This is a genomic window from Streptomyces sp. TLI_053 (assembly GCF_900105395.1).
In the GTDB taxonomy this organism is placed as follows: Bacteria; Actinomycetota; Actinomycetes; order Streptomycetales; family Streptomycetaceae; genus Kitasatospora.
Map to the genome: position 1 here is coordinate 7,998,090 of NZ_LT629775.1, position 20,207 is coordinate 8,018,296.

A 20,207-nucleotide genomic window follows, 5' to 3' on the forward strand; every position below is an offset into this window, starting at 1 on the left:
CAGAGATGAGCACCAACGAGCAGAAGCTGCGCGACTACCTCAACAAGGTTGCCGCCGAGCTGCACCAGACCCGCCGCCGCCTGCGCGACGCGGAGGCCCGCGCCGCCGTCAGCGACACCGCCGCCGACGGCGCGACCGGCCCCGCCGCGGAGGAGCCGATCGCCATCGTCGGCATGGCCTGCCGCTTCCCCGGCGGCGCCGACACCCCCGACGCGCTGTGGCGGCTGGTCACCGAGGAGCGCGACGTCGTCGGCCCCTTCCCGACCGACCGCGGCTGGGACCTCGACCACCTCTACGACCCCGACCCCGACCGGGCCGGCCGCAGCTACGCCCGCGAGGGCGGATTCCTCTACGACGCGGGCGAGTTCGACGCCGACTTCTTCGGCATCTCGCCCCGCGAGGCGCTCGCCGCCGAGCCCCAGCAGCGCCTGCTGCTGGAGACCGCCTGGCAGGCCCTGGAGGACGCCGCGATCGACCCGGAGGCCCTGCGCGGCACCCGCACCGGCGTGTTCGCGGGTGTGATCGCCCAGGAGTACGGGCCGAGCATGCACCACCTGCCCGCCGAGCAGACCGACGGCTACGTCCTCACCGGCACCACCACCTCCGTCGCCTCCGGCCGGATCGCCTACACCCTCGGCCTGGAGGGCCCGGCCGTCACCGTCGACACCGCCTGCTCCTCCTCGCTGGTCGCGCTGCACCTCGCCGCCCGCTCGCTGCGCTCCGGCGAGAGCTCGCTCGCCCTGGCCGGCGGCGCCACCGTGCTCGCCGCGCCGGGCATGTTCATCGAGTTCAGCCGTCAGCGCGGCCTGGCCGCCGACGGCCGCTGCAAGCCCTTCGCCGCCGCCGCCGACGGCACCGGCTGGGGCGAGGGCGCCGGCCTGCTCGTCCTGGAGCGGCTCTCGGACGCCCGCCGCAACGGCCACCGGGTGCTCGCCCTGCTGCGCGGCTCCGCCGTCAACCAGGACGGCCGCTCCAGCCAGCTCACCGCCCCGAGCGGGACCTCGCAGCAGCGGGTGATCCGGGCGGCGCTCGACTCCGCCGGGCTCACCGCCGGGGACGTGGACGTGGTCGAGGCGCACGGCACCGGTACCCGGCTGGGCGATCCGATCGAGGCACAGGCGCTGATCGCGACCTACGGTGCGGGTCGCAGTGCCGAACAGCCGCTGTGGCTGGGTTCGGTGAAGTCGAACATCGGGCACACCCAGGCGGCGGCCGGTGTGGCGGGTGTGATCAAGTCGGTGCTGGCGATCCGGCACGGGGTGCTGCCGCGCACCCTGCACGTGGATGCGCCGTCTCCGCACGTGGACTGGTCCGCGGGCACGGTCGAGCTGCTCACCCAGCAGCGGGAGTGGCCGGCGCTGGAGCGTCCGCGCCGGGCCGCCGTCTCCGCGTTCGGTGTCTCCGGCACCAACGCCCATGTCATCGTCGAGCAGGCCCCGGCCGAGCAGCCCGCCGCCGACCCCGGCGCGCCCGAGCCCGCCGCCGCCCCCGCCGTCCTCCCGTACGTGCTCTCAGCCCGCACCCCCGCGGCCCTCATCGCCCACGCCGCCCGGATCGCCGACCGGCTGCCCGGTACCCGGCCGGTCGACGCCGCGCACACCCTGGCCACCGGCCGCGCCGCACTCGACGAGCGCGCCGTCGTCGTCGCCCCGGCCGCCGACGCCGCCGGGGCCCTGCGCGCGCTCGACGGCCCCGGCGTCGTCCGCGGCCGGGCCGCCACCCCGGGCCGGACCGTCTTCGTCTTCCCCGGCCAGGGCTCCCAGTGGGCCGGCATGGCCGCCGGACTGCTCGACACCGAACCCGCCTTCGCCGCCGCGCTCACCCGCTGCGCCGAGGCGCTGGCCCCGCACACCGACTGGTCGCTGCTCGACGTCGTCCGCGGCGCCGCCGACGGCCCCGACCCGGACCGGGTGGACGTCGTCCAGCCGGTGCTGTTCGCGGTGATGGTCTCGCTCGCCGAACTCTGGCGGGCCTACGGCGTCCGCCCGGACGCCGTCGTCGGCCACAGCCAGGGCGAGGTCGCCGCCGCGTACGTCGCGGGCGGTCTCGACCTCGCCGACGCGGCCCGGATCGTCGCCCTCCGGGCCAAGCTGCTGGCCCGGATCTCCCACCGCGGCGGCATGGTCTCGGTGCCGCGCCCGCTCGCCGAGGTCGAGCAGCGGATCGCCGCCTGGCCCGGCCGGCTCTCCGTCGGCGTCGTCAACGGCCCGCAGGCCACCGTCGTCTCCGGCGACCTCGACGCGCTCGCCGAACTCACCGCCGCGTACACCGCCGAGGGCGCCACCGTCCGGCCGGTCAACATCGACTACGCCTCGCACTCCGCCCAGACCGAGGCGCTGCGCGAGGAACTCCTCACCCTGCTCGCCGACCTGCGCCCGCGCACCGGTACCGTGCCGCTGCTGTCCACCGTCACCGGCGACTGGCAGGACACCGCCGCCCTGGACGCCGGCTACTGGTACCGCAACCTGCGCCACACCGTCCGCTTCGAGCAGGCCACCCGCCGGCTCGCGGAGACCGGCCACACCGTGTTCGTCGAGGTCTCCCCGCACCCGGTGCTCACCGGCGCGATCGAGGACACCCTCGACGCCGTGACCCCGGGCGCCACCGCGTCCGCCGTCGTCACCGGCTCGCTGCGGCGCGGGCAGGGCGGCCGCGAGCGCTGGCTCACCTCCGTCGCCGAGCTGTCCGTGCGCGGCGTGGCCGTCGACTGGACGGCCGCCTTCGCCGGCGCCCGGCCCGCACACGCCGAGCTGCCCGGCTACCCGTTCCAGCGGCAGCGCTACTGGCTGGACGCCAGCCGCTCCCCGGAGCTGGCCGCCGCCCCGGGCGGGCCCGCCGGGGACAGCGTGTTCTGGGACCTGGTCGGCGAGCAGGACGCCGGCCGCCTCGGCGAGGCGATCGGGGTGGACGGCGACCGGCTGGTCCCTGTGCTGCCCGCACTCGCCTCCTGGTGGGACCGGCGCCGCGCCGCCACCGCCGCCGACGGCTGGCGGTACCGCGTCGTCTGGCGGCCGGTCGGCACCCCGGCGGCGACCGCGACCGCCGCGGGGGGCCGCTGGCTGCTCGTCCTGCCGGAGGGCCTGGACGAGGCTCTCGACCCGGCCCGCCACCCGTGGGCCGACGCGCTCACCGAGGCGCTCGGCGCGCTCGGCGCCACCGTGGCGGTGCTCACCGCCGGCGCCGACCGGCCCGCCCTGGCCGCCGAACTGGCCCGGCTGACCGCCGCGGACGGCCCGTTCAGCGGCGTCGTCTCGCTGCTCGCCCTGCGCCCCGGCGCCCACCCCGAGCACCCCGAGCTGCCCTGGGCGCACGCCGCCCAGGTGGCCCTGGCCCAGGCCCTCGACGACGCGGCCGCGCCCGCCCCCGTCTGGTACCTCACCCGGGGCGCCGTCAGCACCGGGCCCGCCGACTCCGCGACCGACCCCGTCACCGCCCCCGAGCAGGCCCTGACCTGGGGTTTCGGGGCGATCCTGGCCGCCGAGCAGCCCGCCCTGCACGGCGGCCTGCTCGACCTGCCCGCCGAGCCCGACCGGCACACCTGGCAGCAGGTCGCCGCCCTGGTCACCGACCGCTCGCCCTACCGGGAGAGCGAACTCGCCCTGCGCCCGGCCGGCGCCTTCGCCCGCCGGCTGGCCCCCGCCGCGCCGTCCGCCCCGGCGGAGCAGCCCTGGGAGCCGCGCGGCACCACCCTGATCACCGGCGGCACCGGCGCGCTCGGCGGCCACGTCGCCCGCTGGCTGGCCGCGCGCGGCGCCGAACACCTGCTGCTGGTCGGCCGGCGCGGGGCCGAGGCGCCCGGCGCCGCCGTGCTGGAGGCCGAACTCGCCGCCCTCGGCGCCCGGGTGACCTTCGCCGCGGCCGACGTCGCCGACCGCGAGCAGCTCGCGGCCGTGCTCGCCGGGATCCCCGCCGACCTGCCGCTCGGCGCCGTCGTCCACACCGCCGCCGCCCTGCACGACGGACTGCTCCCCACCCTCGGCGCCGACCGGCTCGCCGCCGCCCTGCGCGCCAAGGCGGGCGCCGCCCGGCTGCTGCACGAGCTCACCGCGGACCTGCCGCTGACCGCGTTCGTCCTGTTCTCCTCGCTCGCGGGCGTCGCCGGGATCCCCGGCCAGGCCAACTACGCGCCCGGCAACGCCTACTTGGACGCCCTCGCCGCCGAGCGCCGGGCCGCCGGACTGCCCGCCACCTCGATCGCCTGGGGCCACTGGGCGGGCGCCGGGATCGCCGCCGACGGCGCCGAACGGCAACTGCTCCGGCACGGGCTCGCCTCGCTGCCGCCCGCGCAGGCCGTCGAACTGCTCGGCGCCGCACTGGACCTGGGCGAGAGCCACCTCGTGGTCGCCGACGTCGACTGGGCGGCGCTCTTCCGGGGCCGGGACCAGCGCCTGGTGGCCGAACTGCTGCCCCGCGACGGCGCGGACGGTCCGGCCCACCGGGACGGCGGAGACGTGTCCACCGGGGCCGACCTCGTCGTCCGGCTCGGCGCGCTGCCCGCCGCCGAGCGCCGCCGCAGCCTGCTCGGCGTCGTCCGGGCCGAGGCCGCGGCCGTGCAGCGGCACCGCTCGGCGGACGCCGTCGACCCGGCCCGGGCCTTCCAGCAGCAGGGCTTCGACTCGCTGACGGCCGTCGAGTTCCGCAACCGCCTCGGTGCGGTCACCGGCCGCCGCCTGCCCGCGACCGCGGTCTTCGACCACCCGACGCCCGCCGCGCTCGCGGACTGGCTGGCGGACGAGCTGTGGGGCGCGGCCGACGCCGACCCGCAGGCCGGCTCCCGGGCCGACCGGACGGCCGCCCCGGCCCCCGGCACGGCTGTGGACACCGATCCGATCGTCATCGTCGGCATGGCCTGCCGCTACCCGGGCGGTGTCGCCTCGCCGGAGGACCTCTGGCGGCTGGTGGCCGACGGCGGCGACGCCATCACCGGGTTCCCGGCCGACCGGGGCTGGGACCTCGACGCCCTGTACGCGCCCGACGACCCCGACAAGCCCGGCACCTCCTACTCCCGGCACGGCGGATTCCTCGACGGCATCGGCGAGTTCGACGCCGAGTTCTTCGGCGTCCCGCCGCGCGAGGCCCCCGCGATCGACCCGCAGCAGCGGCTGCTGCTGGAGACCACCTGGGAGCTGTTCGAGCGGGCCGGCATCGACCCGACGGCGCTGCGCGGCAGCCGGACCGGCGTCTTCGCGGGCATCTCCGGCCGCGACTACGCGAGCGGCGCCCAGCAGGTCCCGGCCGAACTGGAGGCCTACCTCGGCATCGGCAACGCGGGCAGCGTCGCCTCGGGCCGGATCTCCTACTCCTTCGGCTTCGAGGGCCCGGCGGTGACCGTGGACACCGCCTGCTCCTCCTCGCTGGTGGCGCTGCACCTGGCCGCGCAGTCGCTGCGCTCCGGCGAGTCGGACCTCGCCGTCGCCGGCGGCGTGCTGCTGATGACCACCCCGACCACCTTCGTCGAGTTCTCCCGCCAGCGCGCCATGTCGCCCGACGGGCGGTGCAAGGCGTTCGCGGCGGGTGCGGACGGGACGGGCTGGGCGGAGGGTGTGGGTCTGCTGCTGGTGGAGCGGCTCTCGGACGCGCGCCGCAACGGTCACGAGGTGCTGGCGGTGCTGCGCGGCAGCGCGGTCAACCAGGACGGTGCCTCCAACGGCCTCACCGCCCCGAGCGGTCCTTCGCAGCAGCGGGTGATCCGGGCGGCGCTGGCAAACGCTGGCCTGGCGCCCGACGAGGTCGACGTGGTCGAGGCGCACGGCACCGGCACCACCCTCGGCGACCCGATCGAGGCGCAGGCGCTGATCGCGACCTACGGTCAGCAGCGATCGCCCGAACAGCCGCTGTGGCTGGGTTCGGTGAAGTCGAACATCGGGCACACCCAGGCGGCGGCCGGTGTGGCGGGTGTGATCAAGTCGGTGCTGGCGATCCGGCACGGGGTGCTGCCGCGCACTCTGCACGTGGATGCGCCGTCTCCGCACGTGGACTGGTCGGCGGGCACGGTGGAGCTGCTCACGGAGCAGCGGGAGTGGCCGGCGCTTGAGCGTCCGCGCCGGGCCGCGGTGTCCGCGTTCGGTGTCTCCGGCACCAACGCGCACGTGATCGTCGAGCAGGCGCCGGTGGAGGAGTCCACGACGGCGACGACTGTGGTGCCGACGGTGGACGGTGCGCTGCTGCCGTTCGTGGTGTCGGCGCGTTCGCCGGAGGCGCTGCGCGAACAGGGCAACCGGGTGGCCGAGTTGGCGCTCACCGCCGATCCGGCGGAGCTCGCCCAGTCGCTGGCCGTGGGCCGCGCGGCGTTGGAGGAGCGGGCGGTGGTGCTGGGGGATGCGGCGTTGCTGCGTGATCCCGAGGGTGCGGACGTGGTGCGTGGGGTGGCTGGTTCGGGTGGTCTGGCGTTCCTGTTCTCGGGGCAGGGTTCGCAGCGGGTGGGTATGGGGCGGGAGTTGTACGCGTCGCAGCCTGTTTTCGCCGGGGCTTTCGATGCGGTGGCCGACGCTCTGGGTCTGCCGTTGGCGGAGGTGATCGAGTCCGGCGAGGGGCTGGACCGGACCGGGTGGACGCAGCCGGCGTTGTTCGCGGTGGAGGTGGCCCTGTTCCGGTTGTTCGAGTCGTGGGGTGTGCGGCCGGACTTCGTGGCGGGCCATTCGATCGGTGAGCTGGCGGCGGCGCACGTGGCGGGGGTGCTGTCGTTGGAGGACGCGGCGGTGCTGGTGGGTGCCCGTGCGCGGTTGATGCAGGCCCTGCCCGGTGGCGGGGCGATGGTCGCGCTGGAGGCGACCGAGGAAGAGGTGCGGGCCGTTCTGGTGGACGGCGCGGACATCGCTGCCGTCAACGGGCCCCGCTCGGTGGTGGTTTCGGGCGACGAGGCTGCGGTGGAGGCGGTGCGGGAGCGCTTCGCGGACCGTCGTACCCGTCGCCTGCGGGTGAGCCACGCGTTCCACTCGGCGCACATGGACGGCATGCTGGACGATTTCCTGGCCGTCGCACAGAGTCTGACCTTCCGGCGCCCCGAGATCCCGGTGATCTCCAACGTGACGGGCGGGGTCGCGACCGCCGAGGAGATCACCGATCCGGAGTACTGGGTGCGCCAGGTCCGGGGGGCCGTGCGGTTCGCCGACGTGGTCACCACCCTGGCCGCCGAGGGCGCCACGACCTTCGTCGAACTCGGCCCCGACGGCACCCTCACCGGCCTCGTCGGCGCCGTTCTGGACGACACCGTCACCGCCGTCCCGGTCCTGCGCCGCGAGCGCCCCGAGCAGCGGACGGCGCTGACGGCGCTCGCCCGGATCCACGTCCAGGGCCACCGGGTCGACTGGACCGCCCTGTTCGGCGGCGGGCACCGCCCGAGGCTCGCCCTGCCGACCTATCCGTTCCAGCGCCGCCGCTACTGGCTGGAGCCCGCCGCCCGGACCGCCGCCGACGCGCGCGGGCTCGGCCTGACGGCCGTCGAGCACGCCGTGCTCGGCGCGGCCGTCACCCCGGCCGACTCGGCGGGTGTGCTGCTCACCGGCAGCCTCTCGCTCGCCACCCACCCCTGGCTCGCCGACCACGTGGCGCTGGGCACCGTCCTGGCGCCCGGTGCGGCCCTGGTCGAGCTGGCGATCCGGGCGGGCGACGAGGTGGGCGCGAGCACCCTGGACGAGCTGGTGGTCGAGGCCCCGCTCGTGCTGACCGAGCGTGGCACCCTGCAGCTGCACGTGGCGGTCGGCGCGCCGGACGGGGCCGGCGTGCGTCCGGTGACGATCCACTCCCGGCCGTCGGAGGCCGCCGGGGACGGCGCCTGGACCCGGCACGCGAGCGGTCTGCTGTCCGCCGACCGGTCCGGCGCGGCCGCGCCCACCGTCCGTGCACCCGCCGACGGCGCCGAACACCTCACCCCCGAGGAGGCGTACGAGCTGCTGGCCGCCGTCGGGCTGGACTACGGTCCGGCCTTCCGCGGGCTGCGCGAGGTCTGGCGGGACGGTGCGACGCTGCACGGGCACGCCGTCCTGCCGCAGCCCCTGGCCGGGGACGCCGCCCGGTTCGGCCTGCACCCCGCGCTGCTGGACGCCGCCGCCCAGCTGCCCGCCCTCGACGGGGCGGAGCACGACCCCGCCGACGGCGACCCGGCCGCCGCCCGTACCCGCCGGCTGCCGTTCGCCTACCGGGGCGTCACCCTGCACGCCGCCGCCGCGACCGAGCTGCGGGTCCTGGTCACCGCGACCGGAGCCGACTCCTACCGCCTGGAAGCCACCGATCCGGCCGGTCGGCCCGTGATCACCGTCGAGTCGCTGGTCACCCGGCCGGTTCCCACCGACGGCCCGGGCGCCGGGCCCGCCGTGGGCCGGGACACCCTGTTCGCCGTCGAGTGGCCGGAGGTGGCGGTCGCTGACGCGGCCGACGCGCTGCCGGGCGAGGTGCTGCGGGTGGACGGGGACGTGACCGGGACCCTGGTCGCCCTCCAGGAGTGGCTGGCGCAGGACGACGGTGCCGGAGCGCCGCTGGTGGTGCTGACGCGGCAGGCCGTGGCGGTCGACGGTTCGGAGACGCCGGACCTGACCGCCGCCCCGGTGTGGGGTCTGGTGCGTTCGGCGCAGTCGGAGAGTCCGGGCCGGATCGTGCTGGTCGACACCGACGGCACCGGGGCCTCGGAAGCCGTACTCGCGGCAGCCGTGGCCGGCGGCGAACCGCAGTTGGCTCTGCGCGAGGGCCGGGCGCGGGTGCCGCGACTGGCCCGGGTGGCCGCCTCCGACGTCGAGGCCCGGGCCTGGGACCCGGAGGGCACGGTGCTGATCACCGGTGGCACCGGGACCCTCGGCGCCCTGCTGGCCCGGCACCTGGTCACCGAGCGCGGCGCCCGCCACCTGCTGCTGCTCTCCCGCCGCGGCATCGACGCGCCCGGCGCGGCCGAGCTGCGGGCCGAACTCACCGCCCTCGGCGCCACGGTGACCGTCACGGCCGCCGACACCGCCGACCGCGAGGCCCTCGCCGCCGCGATCGCGGCCGTCCCCGCCGCCCACCCGCTGACCGCCGTGATCCACACCGCCGGCGTCCTCGACGACGGCGTGCTGACCGCCCTCACGCCCGAGCGGCTGACCGCCGTCCGGGCGCCCAAGGCCGACGGCGCCCGCCACCTGCACGAACTCACCCGGTCCCACGACCTGGCGGCCTTCGTCCTCTACTCCTCCGTCGCCGCCACCCTCGGCAGCCCGGGGCAGGCGAGCTACGCGGCCGCGAACACCTACCTGGACGCGCTCGCCGCCCACCGGCGCGCGATCGGCCTGCCCGCCCAGTCCCTGGCCTGGGGGCAGTGGGCCGAGGCCAGTGGCATCACCGAGCACCTCAGCGCCACCGACCACGCCCGGCTGGCCCGGTTCGGCATCCGGCCGATCGGCTCCGCCGAGGGCATGCGCCTGTTCGACGCCGCCCAGCGGCTGGGCGACCGGGCGGCCCTGGTACCCGCCCCGCTCGACCTCGCGGCCGTGCGGGCGCAGCAGGACCGGACCCGGCACGAGGTGCCGCCGCTGCTGCGCGGCCTGGTCCGGCCCGCCCGGCGCACCGCCGGCGCCGCGCTGCCCGGCACCGCCGCCGCAGCCCCCGGCACGGACGGCCGGGCCGCGCTCGCCCAGCGGCTCGCCGCCCTGCCCGACGACGCCGAGCGGCAGGCCGAGCTGCTCCGGCTGGTCCGCGCCGAGGTGTCCGCCGTGCTCGGCACCGAGGCCGAAGCGGTCGGCGCCCGGCGGTCGTTCACCAGCATCGGCGTGGACTCGCTGTCCGCCGTCGAGCTGCGCAACCGGGTCGCGGCCGCCACCGGCCTGCGGCTGCCGGCCACCCTGGTCTTCGACCACCCCAGCCCGACCGCGCTCGCCGAGCACCTGCGGGCCGAACTGGTCGGCGCCACCGCCGAGGTGAGCCCCGCCGCCGCTGCCGGGACCGCCCCCGCCGTCGGCATCGCCCCCGCCGTCGAGGACGACCCGGTCGTCATCGTCGGCATGGCCTGCCGCCTGCCCGGCGGCGTGGCCACCCCGGACGACCTGTGGCGGCTGGTGAGCGAGGGCCGGGACGCCGTCACCGACTTCCCGGACGACCGCGGCTGGGACCTCGACGCGCTCTACGACCCGGACCCCGACAAGCCCGGCACCTCCTACACCCGGCACGGCGGGTTCCTCGACCGGCCGGCCGAGTTCGACGCCGAGTTCTTCGGCATCTCGCCGCGCGAGGCCCTCGCCACCGACCCGCAGCAGCGGCTGCTGCTCGAGACCACCTGGGAGGCGCTGGAGAGCGCGGGCATCGACCCGACGGCCCTGCGCGGCAGCCGGACCGGTGTCTTCGCGGGCGTGATGTACCACGACTACGCGCCCCGGGTCCGCGAGGTGCCGGCCGAACTGGAGGGCTGGCTCGGCAACGGCACCGCCGGAAGCGTGGCCTCCGGCCGGATCTCCTACTCCTTCGGCTTCGAGGGCCCGGCGGTGACCGTGGACACCGCCTGCTCCTCCTCGCTGGTGGCGCTGCACCTGGCCGCCCAGTCGCTGCGCTCCGGCGAGTGCGACCTCGCCCTCGCCGGCGGGGTGGCCGTGATGTCCACCCCGACCACCTTCGTCGAGTTCTCCCGGCAGCGGGCCCTGTCCGCCGACGGCCGCTGCAAGGCGTACGCGAACGCCGCGGACGGCACCGGCTGGGGCGAGGGCGTCGGGCTGCTGCTGGTCGAGCGGCTCTCCGACGCGCGCCGCAACGGTCACCCGGTGCTCGCGGTGGTCCGCGGCAGCGCGGTCAACCAGGACGGCGCCTCCAACGGCCTGACCGCGCCCAGCGGTCCCGCTCAGCAGCGGGTGATCCGCCAGGCGCTGGAGCGGGCCGGGCTCGGCGCGGCCGACGTGGACGCGGTCGAGGGCCACGGCACCGGCACCACCCTCGGCGACCCGATCGAGGCCCAGGCCGTGATCGCCACCTACGGGCAGCAGCGGCCGGCCGAACAGCCGCTCTGGCTGGGCTCGTTGAAGTCCAACATCGGCCACACCCAGGCCGCGGCCGGTGCGGCGGGCGTGATCAAGATGGTCCAGGCGATCCGGCACGGGGTGCTGCCGCGCACCCTGCACGTGGACGAGCCCTCGCCGTACGTGGACTGGTCGGCGGGCGCCGTCGAGCTGCTCACCGAGCAGCGGGACTGGCCGGAGCTGGGGCGGCCGCGCCGCGCGGCCGTGTCCTCCTTCGGGGTGTCCGGCACCAATGCCCACGTGATCATCGAGCAGGCCCCGGACCCGGCGCCGGTCGCCGCCGAGGCCACCGACGCCGCCGACGCGCCCGGCCCGCTGCCCTACCTGGTCTCCGCCCGGACCCCGGCCGCGCTGCTCGCCCAGGCCGCCCAGGTGGCGGAGCTGCTCCCGGCGCCCGACGGCCGGGACCTCGACGTCGCGCACGCCCTCGCCACCGCCCGCGGCGCGCTGGAGGAACGGGCCGTCGCCGTCGGCGATCCGGAGGCCCTGCGGGCGCTCGCCGCCGGGGACCCGGCCGCCGCCCTGGTCACGGGCACCGCCGACGTCAGCGGCCGCACGGTGTTCGTCTTCCCCGGCCAGGGCTCGCAGTGGGCCGGCATGGCCGTCGAACTCCTCGACACCGCGCCGGTGTTCGCCGCCAGGATCGAGGAGTGCGCGGCCGCGCTGGCCCCGCACACGGACTGGTCGCTGCCGGACGTGCTGCGCGGTGCCCCCGGCGCCCCCGGACTGGACCGGGTGGACGTCGTCCAGCCGGTGCTGTGGGCGGTGATGGTCTCGCTGGCCGAGCTGTGGCGGGCGCACGGGGTGCGGCCGGACGCCGTGGTCGGCCACAGCCAGGGCGAGATCGCGGCCGCCGTGGTCGCGGGCGGGCTCTCGCTCGCCGACGGCGCCCGGGTGGTGGCCCTGCGCAGCCGGGCGATCCTGGCGCTGGCCGGCGCCGGCGGCATGGCCTCGGTGGCCCTGCCCGCCGCCCGGGTGGCGGAGCGGATCGCCGACCGCGGCGACCGGCTCTCGATAGCCGTGGTCAACGGCCCGGCGGCGACCGTGGTCTCCGGCGAGCCGGCGGCGCTGGCCGAACTGGTCGACGCCTACCGGGCGGAGGGCGTCCGGGCCCGCACGATCCCGGTCGACTACGCCTCGCACTCCGCCCAGGTGGACGGTCTGCGGGAGGAGCTGGTGGAGCTGCTGGCCCCGGTCCGGCCGCGCACCGGCACCGTGCCGCTGCTGTCCACCGTCACCGGCGACTGGTTCGACACGGCCGGGCTGGACGCGGAGTACTGGGTGACCAACCTGCGCGAGACGGTCCGTTTCGAGGAGGCCACCCGGCGCCTCGCCGAGGACGGCCACACCGTGTTCGTCGAGGTGTCCCCGCACGGCGTGCTGACCGTGCCGATCGAGGACACCCTCGCCTCCGTCGGCGCCGGAAAGCGCTCGGTGGTGGCGGGCACGCTCCGCCGGGACCACGGCGGGCCGGACCGGTTCCTGCTCTCCGCCGCCGAACTGTGGGTGCGGGGCGTGGCGTTCGACTGGTCGGCCGTCTTCGCCGGGACCGGTCCGCGACCGGTGGCCCTGCCCACCTATCCGTTCCGGCGGCAGCGCTACTGGCTGGACGCGACCGTCACCAATACGACGGTGGCCGGATCGGTGGCAGCCGCGACCGGCACCGGCGGCGCGGCCGCCGGGCCCGCGCCCTGGCTGCTCAGGCTGGAGGGCGCGGACGGTCCGGAGGCGCGGGAGGCGGTGCTGCTCGACCTGGTCCGCCGGGAGGCCGCGGCCGTGCTCGGCCACGCCGGAATCGCCGCCGTCGCCGCCGACCGGGCCTTCCGCGAACTGGGGCTGACCTCGCTCACCGCCGTCGAACTGCGCAACCGGATCGGCGCCGGCACCGGTCTGGAGCTGCCCGCGACGCTGGTCTTCGACCACCCGACCCCGGCCGCCGTCGCCGCCCACCTGCTCACCGAACTCCCGGACCCCGAGCGGGTGCCGGTGGGTGCGGAGCCCGACCCGGACGCGGCCCTGGCCGCCCTGGAACGGTCCCTGGCCGGCCCGGCGGGGCCCGAGGGGGAGCGGGCCTCGGTGCTCGCCCGGCTGAAGGCGCTGGTGGACCGCTGGGACACCGGCCGGAGCGACGGGGCCGACGCGGAGGACGGCGGGGACCTCGACGACCTGGACCTGGAGAACGCCACGGACGAGGAGCTGTTCGCCCTGATGGACCGCGACGCCTCCCCGTCCGCCTGACCCCTCTGCCGTCCGCCTTCCCCGACGGCCGCCCCTCGCGGCGGCCGTCGGGCCCCCACCCGCCAGCACCCGTACGACCGCACCTGCGAGAGGCACCGATGTCCAACGACCAGAAGCTCCGCGACTATCTGAAGCGCGCCCTGGCCGACGCGCGCCAGGCCAACCGCCGTCTGGAGGAGGTGGAGCGGGCGAAGCGCGAACCGATCGCGATCGTCGGCATGGCCTGCCGCCTGCCCGGCGGCATCGCCTCGCCCGAGGACCTCTGGCAGCTGGTGGCCGACGGCGGCGACGCCATCACCGGGTTCCCGGCCGACCGGGGCTGGGACCTCGACGCCCTCTACGACCCGGACCCCGACCACCCCGGCACCTCCTACACCCGGCACGGCGGATTCCTGGACACCACCGCCGAGTTCGACGCCGAGTTCTTCGGCATCTCGCCCCGCGAGGCCCTCGCCACCGACCCGCAGCACCGGCTGCTGCTGGAGACCGCCTGGGAGGCGTTCGAGCGGGCCGGCATCGACCCGACGGCGCTGCGCGGCAGTCGGACGGCGGTCTTCGCGGGCCTGGCCGGGACCGACTACACGCCCCGACTGCACGACGCCCCGGGCGAGTTGGAGGGCTATCTCGGTATCGGCGGACTGGACAGCGTGGCCTCCGGCCGGATCTCCTACACCTTCGGCTTCGAGGGCCCGGCCGTCACCGTCAACACGGCCTGCTCCTCCTCGCTGGTGGCGCTGCACCTGGCCGCGCAGTCGCTGCGCTCCGGCGAGTCGGACCTCGCCCTGGCCGGCGGGGTCAGCGTGATGTCGACGGCGCAGGGCTTCGTGGAGTTCTCCCGGCAGCGCGGCCTGTCCGCCGACGGGCGGTGCAAGGCGTTCGCGGCGGGTGCGGACGGGACGGGCTGGGCGGAGGGCGTGGGTCTGCTGCTGGTGGAGCGGCTCTCGGACGCGCGCCGCAACGGTCACGAGGTGCTGGCGGTGCTGCGGGGCAGCGCGGTCAACCAGGACGGCGCCTCCAACGGCCTCACCGCCCCCAACGGTCCGGCCCAGCAGCGGGTGATCCGCGCCGCCCTGGCCGACGCCCGGCTGTCCGCCGCCGACGTCCAGGCCGTCGAGGCGCACGGCACCGGCACCCGGCTCGGCGACCCGATCGAGGCGCAGGCGATCCTGGCCACCTACGGCCGCGAACGGGATGCCGAACGGCCGCTCCTGCTGGGCTCGTTGAAGTCCAACATCGGTCACACCCAGGCGGCGGCCGGTGTGGCGGGCGTGATCAAGTCGGTGCAGGCGATCCGCCACGGCGTGCTGCCGAAGACCCTGCACATCGAGGAGCCGACCCCCTTCGTCAACTGGTCGGCGGGCGCCGTGGAACTGCTGACCGAAGCCCGGGACTGGCCGGCCGTGGACGGTCCGCGCCGGGTCGGCGTCTCCGCGTTCGGTGCGAGCGGCACCAACGCGCACGTGATCGTCGAGCAGGCGCCGGTGGAGGAGTCCACGACGGCGACGACTGTGGTGCCGACGGTGGACGGTGCGCTGCTGCCGTTCGTCGTGTCGGCGCGTTCGCCGGAGGCGCTGCGCGAACAGGGCAGCCGGGTTGCGGAGTTGGCTCTCGTCACCGATCCGCTGGAGCTCGCCAGGTCCCTGGTCGCCACACGCGCGGCGTTGGAGGAGCGGGCGGTGGTGCTGGGGGATGCGGCGTTGCTGCGTGATCCCGAGGGTGCGGACGTGGTGCGTGGGGTGGCTGGTTCGGGTGGTCTGGCGTTCCTGTTCTCGGGGCAGGGTTCGCAGCGGGTGGGTATGGGGCGGGAGTTGTACGCGTCGCAGCCGGTCTTCGCGGGGGCTTTCGATGCGGTGGCCGAGGCCCTGGGTCTGCCGTTGGCGGAGGTGATCGAGTCCGGCGAGGGGCTGGACCGGACCGGGTGGACGCAGCCGGCGTTGTTCGCGGTGGAGGTGGCCCTCTTCCGGTTGTTCGAGTCGTGGGGTGTGCGGCCGGACTTCGTGGCGGGCCACTCGATCGGTGAGCTGGCGGCGGCGCACGTGGCGGGGGTGCTGTCGTTGGAGGACGCGGCGGTGCTGGTGGGTGCCCGTGCGCGGTTGATGCAGGCCCTGCCCGGTGGCGGGGCGATGGTCGCGCTGGAGGCGACCGAGGAAGAGGTGCGGGCCGTTCTGGTGGACGGCGCGGACATCGCTGCCGTCAACGGGCCCCGCTCGGTGGTGGTTTCGGGCGACGAGGCTGCGGTGGAGGCGGTGCGGGAGCGCTTCGCGGACCGTCGTACCCGTCGCCTGCGGGTGAGCCACGCGTTCCACTCGGCGCACATGGACGGCATGCTGGACGATTTCCTGGCCGTCGCGAGGACGCTCACCTTCCACCGGCCGACGCTTCCCGTGATCTCCAACGTGACGGGCGGGGTCGCGACCGCCGAGGAGATCACCGATCCGGAGTACTGGGTGCGCCAGGTCCGGGGGGCCGTGCGGTTCGCCGACGTGGTCACCACCCTGGCCGCCGAGGGCGCCACGACCTTCGTCGAACTCGGCCCCGACGGCACCCTCACCGGCCTCGTCGAAGGCATCCTCGACACCGCCGCCGACCCGGACCTGACCGCCACGGCCGTGCTGCGCCGCGAGCGCCCCGAGCAGCGCACGGCGCTCACGGCGCTCGCCCGGATCCACGTCCGGGGCCACCGGGTCGACTGGACCGCCCTGCTGGGCGCCGCCCGTCCGTCCGTCGTGCTGCCCACCTACCCCTTCCAGCGCCGCCGCTACTGGCTGGAGCCCGCCGCCCGGACCGGCGACCCCGGGGGCCTCGGCCTGACGCCCACCGGTCACCCGCTGCTCGGCGCAGTGGTCGCGCTGCCCGACGGCGAGGGCGCGGTGCTCACCGGCAGCCTCTCGCTCGCCACCCACCCCTGGCTCGCCGACCACGCGGTGCAGGGGACGGTGGTCGTCCCGGGCACCGCGCTGCTGGAGTCGGTGGTCCGGGCGGGCGACGAGGTCGGCGCGAGCACCCTGGACGAGCTGGTGGTCGAAGCGCCGTTCCTGCTGCCCGAGAACGGCGCGCTGCACCTGCGGGTGATCGTCGGCGCGCCGGACGCGGTCGGCGCGCGCCCGGTGGCCGTGCACTCGCGGCCGGCCGGAGGCCCTTCGGCCGTCGACGACACCTGGACCCGGCACGCGAGCGGCACCCTGCTGGGCGCTCCCGCCGCCGCTCCGGTGGTCAGCCTGGAACAGTGGCCGCCGACCGGAGCGGAGGCGCTGGACATCGAGCACCTCTACGAGGAGCTGGCCGCCGGGGGACTCGCCTACGGGCCTGCCTTCCGGGGGCTGCGGGCCGCCTGGCGGGACGGCGACACCTTCTACGCCGAGGTGGCGCTGCCCGAGGCCCAGGCCGGGGAGGCCGCCCGGTTCGGCCTGCACCCCGCGCTGATGGACGCGGCGGTCCACCTCACCGTGCACCAGCGGCTGGTGGACAGCCCGCCCGGGGTGAGCCGCCTCCCGTTCGCCTACAGCGGGGTGCGGCTGCACGCCGGCGGGGCGAGCGCGCTGCGGGTCCGGCTCCGCTACACCGAGCCGGAGGTGCTGGCCGTCGACGTCGCGGACACCGACGGCGCGCCGGTCGCCTCGGTGGAGGCGCTCCGGGCCCGGCTGGTCTCCGCCGAGCAGCTGGCCCCGGCGGGCGGCGTCGGGCGGGACGCGCTGTTCGGGCTCGACTGGCCGGAGGTGGCGCTCACGGGCGCGGCCGGGCCGCTGGGGGAGGTGCTGCCCGTCGACGGGGACGCGGTGGAGACGCTCGCCGCCCTCCAGGCCTGGCTGGCGCAGGACTCCGGTGAGGGTGACCCGCTCGTGGTGCTGACGCGACAGGCCGTGGCGGTCGACGGTTCGGAGACGCCGGACCTGACCGCCGCCCCGGTGTGGGGTCTGGTGCGTTCGGCGCAGTCGGAGAGTCCGGGCCGGATCGTGCTGGTCGACACCGACGGCACCGGGGCGTCGCAGGCCGCGCTGGCGGCGGCGGTGGCCGGCGGCGAACCGCAGTTGGCCCTGCGCGAGGGCCGGGCGCTGGTGCCGCGTCTGGTCCGGGTGGCCGTTCCCGAGGTCGAGACCTCGGCGCGGGTGTGGGACCCGGAGGGCACGGTGCTGATCACCGGTGGTACCGGGACCCTCGGCGCCCTGCTGGCCCGGCACCTGGTGGCCGAGCGCGGGGTGCGTCATCTGCTGCTGCTGTCCCGTCGTGGCGCGGAGGCGCCCGGCGCGGGCGAACTGCGGGCCGAACTCGCCTCCCTCGGTGCGGACGTGACGATCACGGCCGCCGACACCGCCGACCGCGAGGCGCTCGCCGCCGCGATCGCGTCCGTCCCGTCGGCGCACCCGCTGACCGCCGTCGTCCACACGGCCGGTGTGGTCGACGACGGCGTGCTGAGCGCGCTCACGCCCGAGCGGCTGGCTGCCGTCTGGGCCCCCAAGGCCGACGGCGCGCGCCACCTGCACGAGCTGACGCGCGGCCACGACCTGGCGGCGTTCGTGCTCTACTCCTCCGTCGCCGCCGTGCTCGGCGGCCCCGGGCAGGGCAGCTACGCGGCCGCGAACACCTACCTGGACGCGCTCGCCGCCCACCGGCGCAGCATCGGTCTGCCCGCCCAGTCGCTGGCCTGGGGGCAGTGGGCCGAGACCAGCGGCATCACCGGGCACCTCACCGAGGCGGACCTGCGCCGGGCCGCCCGCGCCGGGCTGCGGCCGATCCCGACCGAGCGCGGGACGGCCCTGTTCGACGCCGCCGAGCGGGTCGGCGCCGGCTTCCTGGCCGCCGTCCCGCTCGACCTCGCCGCCGTCCGGGCGCAGGGCGAGGTGCCGCCGCTGCTGCGCGGCCTGGTCCCGGCCGCCCGGCGCGCTGCGAGTGCGGCGACCCCGGCCGCCGCGGCGCCGAGCCTGCTGCCCCGGCTGCTGGCGCTGGGCGAGGAGGAGCGGGTCGCGGCGGCCCTGGAGCTGGTCCGCACCGAGGTCGCGGCCGTGCTCGGCAGCGAGCCGGCCGCGGTGCCGTCCGGGAAGGCGTTCAACGACCTGGGCCTGGACTCGCTGAGCGCGGTCGAGCTGCGCAACCGGATCACCGCCGTCACCGGTCTGCGGCTGCCGCCGACGGTGACGTTCGACCACCCGGACCCGAACGAACTCGCCACTCACCTGGCGGAGTTGATCGCGAGCTCGACGGTGGACCCGGCGGTCCCCGCCGCACCGGCCGGGGGTGCCGGCGCCCGGGCGGTCGACGATCCGCGGAACCCGCTGTCCACGCTCTACCGCCGCCTCGCGGCCCGGGGCGGCTTCCCGGAGGCCTCGGCGCTGATCGGCGTCGCCTCCGGCCTGCGGGACCGCTTCGGCGTCGAGGAACGGGCCGAGCGCGCGCTCAAGCCGATCCGGCTCGCCTCCGGGGACGGCGGGCTGGCCGTGGTCGCCTTCCCGGCGCTGAGCGCGATCTCCGGCCCGCACGAGTACGCCCGGCTCGGGCACGCCTTCGAGGGCGAGCGGGACGTCTTCGTCGTCCCCTCCCCGGGCTGGGACCCGTCCGAGCTGCTGCCCGACGACCTCGACACCTACCTCGCCATGCAGACCGAGGCCGTGCTCGAACTCCTCGACGAAGACCGTCCGTTCGTGGTCGTCGGCCGCTCGATGGGTGGCTGCGTCGCGCACGCCGTCACCGAGCGGCTGGAGGCGCGCGGCCGGTCGGTGGCCGGGCTGGTCCTGGTCGACTCGTACCCGATCGACGCCGCGGCGCGCGAGGGGATGGGGGAGTGGTGGCTGCACTCGATGCTCGGCGGCATGATCGACCGGATCGAGCAGTACGACATGGTCTGGAGCGACGCCAGCCTCACCGCCATGGGCGGTTACAACAACGTGTTCGCGGGCTGGCAGCCGGGCCCGGTCGCGGCGCCGGTCCTGGCGCTGCGGGCGGACACCCCGCTGCGCGGCATGGTCGTCGACAGCACGGAACGCGAGGACTGGCGGGCGTACTGGCCCGTGCCGCACGAGGTCCAGGACATCACCGGTGACCACTTCACCGTGCTGGAGCACCACACCCCGTCGACCGCGGACGCCGTCCGCCGCTGGATCGAGGGGATCGAGGGGATCAAGGGGATCGAGCGGCGCACGTCCTGAGCCGCCGGCCACCTCTCCCGCACTACCCGCCCAGAGGAAGGAAACAGGAATGACCCACCCCGTAGTACTGGTGACCGGCGCGGCGTCGGGCATCGGCGAGGCGACGGCCCGGCTGTTCGCCGAGCGCGGCCATCGCGTGGTCGCCGTGGACGTCGACAAGGCGGGCCTGGACGCGCTCGCCGCCGTCGACGGCATCGCGACCCTGGCCGGTGACGTGTCGTCCGAGGAGACCAACCTCCGTGCGGTCGCCCTCGCCCAGGAGCGCTGGGGGCGGCTGGACGCGGCGGTCCTCAACGCGGGCACGGGCGGCGGCGGTCCGCTGGAGGCCCCGGGCGCGGTCGAGCGCTTCGACCGCCTGTTCGAGATCAATGTGCGCAGTGTGGTGCTCGGGATCCGGGCCGCCGCACCGGCGCTGCGGGAGGCCGGCGGCGGGGCGATCGTCGCCACCTCCTCCGTCTCCGGCCTGCGCGGCGACCCGGGAACCTGGGCGTACAACGCGACCAAGGCCGCGGTGATCAACCTGGTCCGCGCCACCGCCATCGACTACGCGGCCCAGAACATCCGGATCAACGCGATCGCGCCCGGCGGCACGAAAACCGGTCTGACCGCAGGACAGGTCGCCGACCCGGAGTTCTCGGCCTTCATCACCCGCCGGATCCCGGCCCAGCGCTGGGCGGAGGCACGCGAACAGGCCGAGGTGGTCTGGTTCCTGGCCTCCCCGGCGGCCTCGTACGTCACCGGGGTCACCGTCCCCGTCGACGGCGGGCTGAGCGCCAACGGCGGCATCCTGCTCCCGCCGCCGGCGGCGCCGCCCCGCTGAACCGCGCCGACCCGCGCGCCCCACCACCACCGATTTTCCGTT

3 protein-coding genes are annotated in these 20,207 nt (G+C 76.5%); all 3 read left to right on the forward strand.

The window, feature by feature from the left end; genetic code table 11:
• Positions 1 to 5 precede the first annotated feature (5 nt).
• Entirely contained in the window at positions 6 to 13,205 is a 13,200-nt protein-coding gene (locus tag BLU95_RS33355; protein ID WP_286158596.1) for a type I polyketide synthase, read from the forward strand.
• A 98-nt stretch (positions 13,206 to 13,303) separates the two neighbouring features.
• Positions 13,304 to 19,345 (forward strand): type I polyketide synthase, encoded by a 6,042-nt coding sequence (locus BLU95_RS33360; protein WP_093863260.1) that lies wholly within the window; start codon positions 13,304 to 13,306, stop codon positions 19,343 to 19,345.
• A 49-nt stretch (positions 19,346 to 19,394) separates the two neighbouring features.
• Complete coding sequence (locus BLU95_RS33365) at positions 19,395 to 20,165, forward strand: SDR family NAD(P)-dependent oxidoreductase (RefSeq protein WP_093863261.1); 771 nt, start codon at positions 19,395 to 19,397, stop codon at positions 20,163 to 20,165.
• The last annotated feature ends 42 nt before the right edge of the window (positions 20,166 to 20,207 follow it).

What these genes read in the sequence shown, in the direction of transcription:
- BLU95_RS33355 (WP_286158596.1), top strand. Translation starts at nt 6, where the DNA reads ATGAGCACCAACGAGCAGAAGCTGCGCGACTACCTCAACAAGGTTGCC.
- BLU95_RS33360 (WP_093863260.1), top strand. Translation starts at nt 13,304, where the DNA reads ATGTCCAACGACCAGAAGCTCCGCGACTATCTGAAGCGCGCCCTGGCC.
- BLU95_RS33365 (WP_093863261.1), top strand. Translation starts at nt 19,395, where the DNA reads ATGACCCACCCCGTAGTACTGGTGACCGGCGCGGCGTCGGGCATCGGC.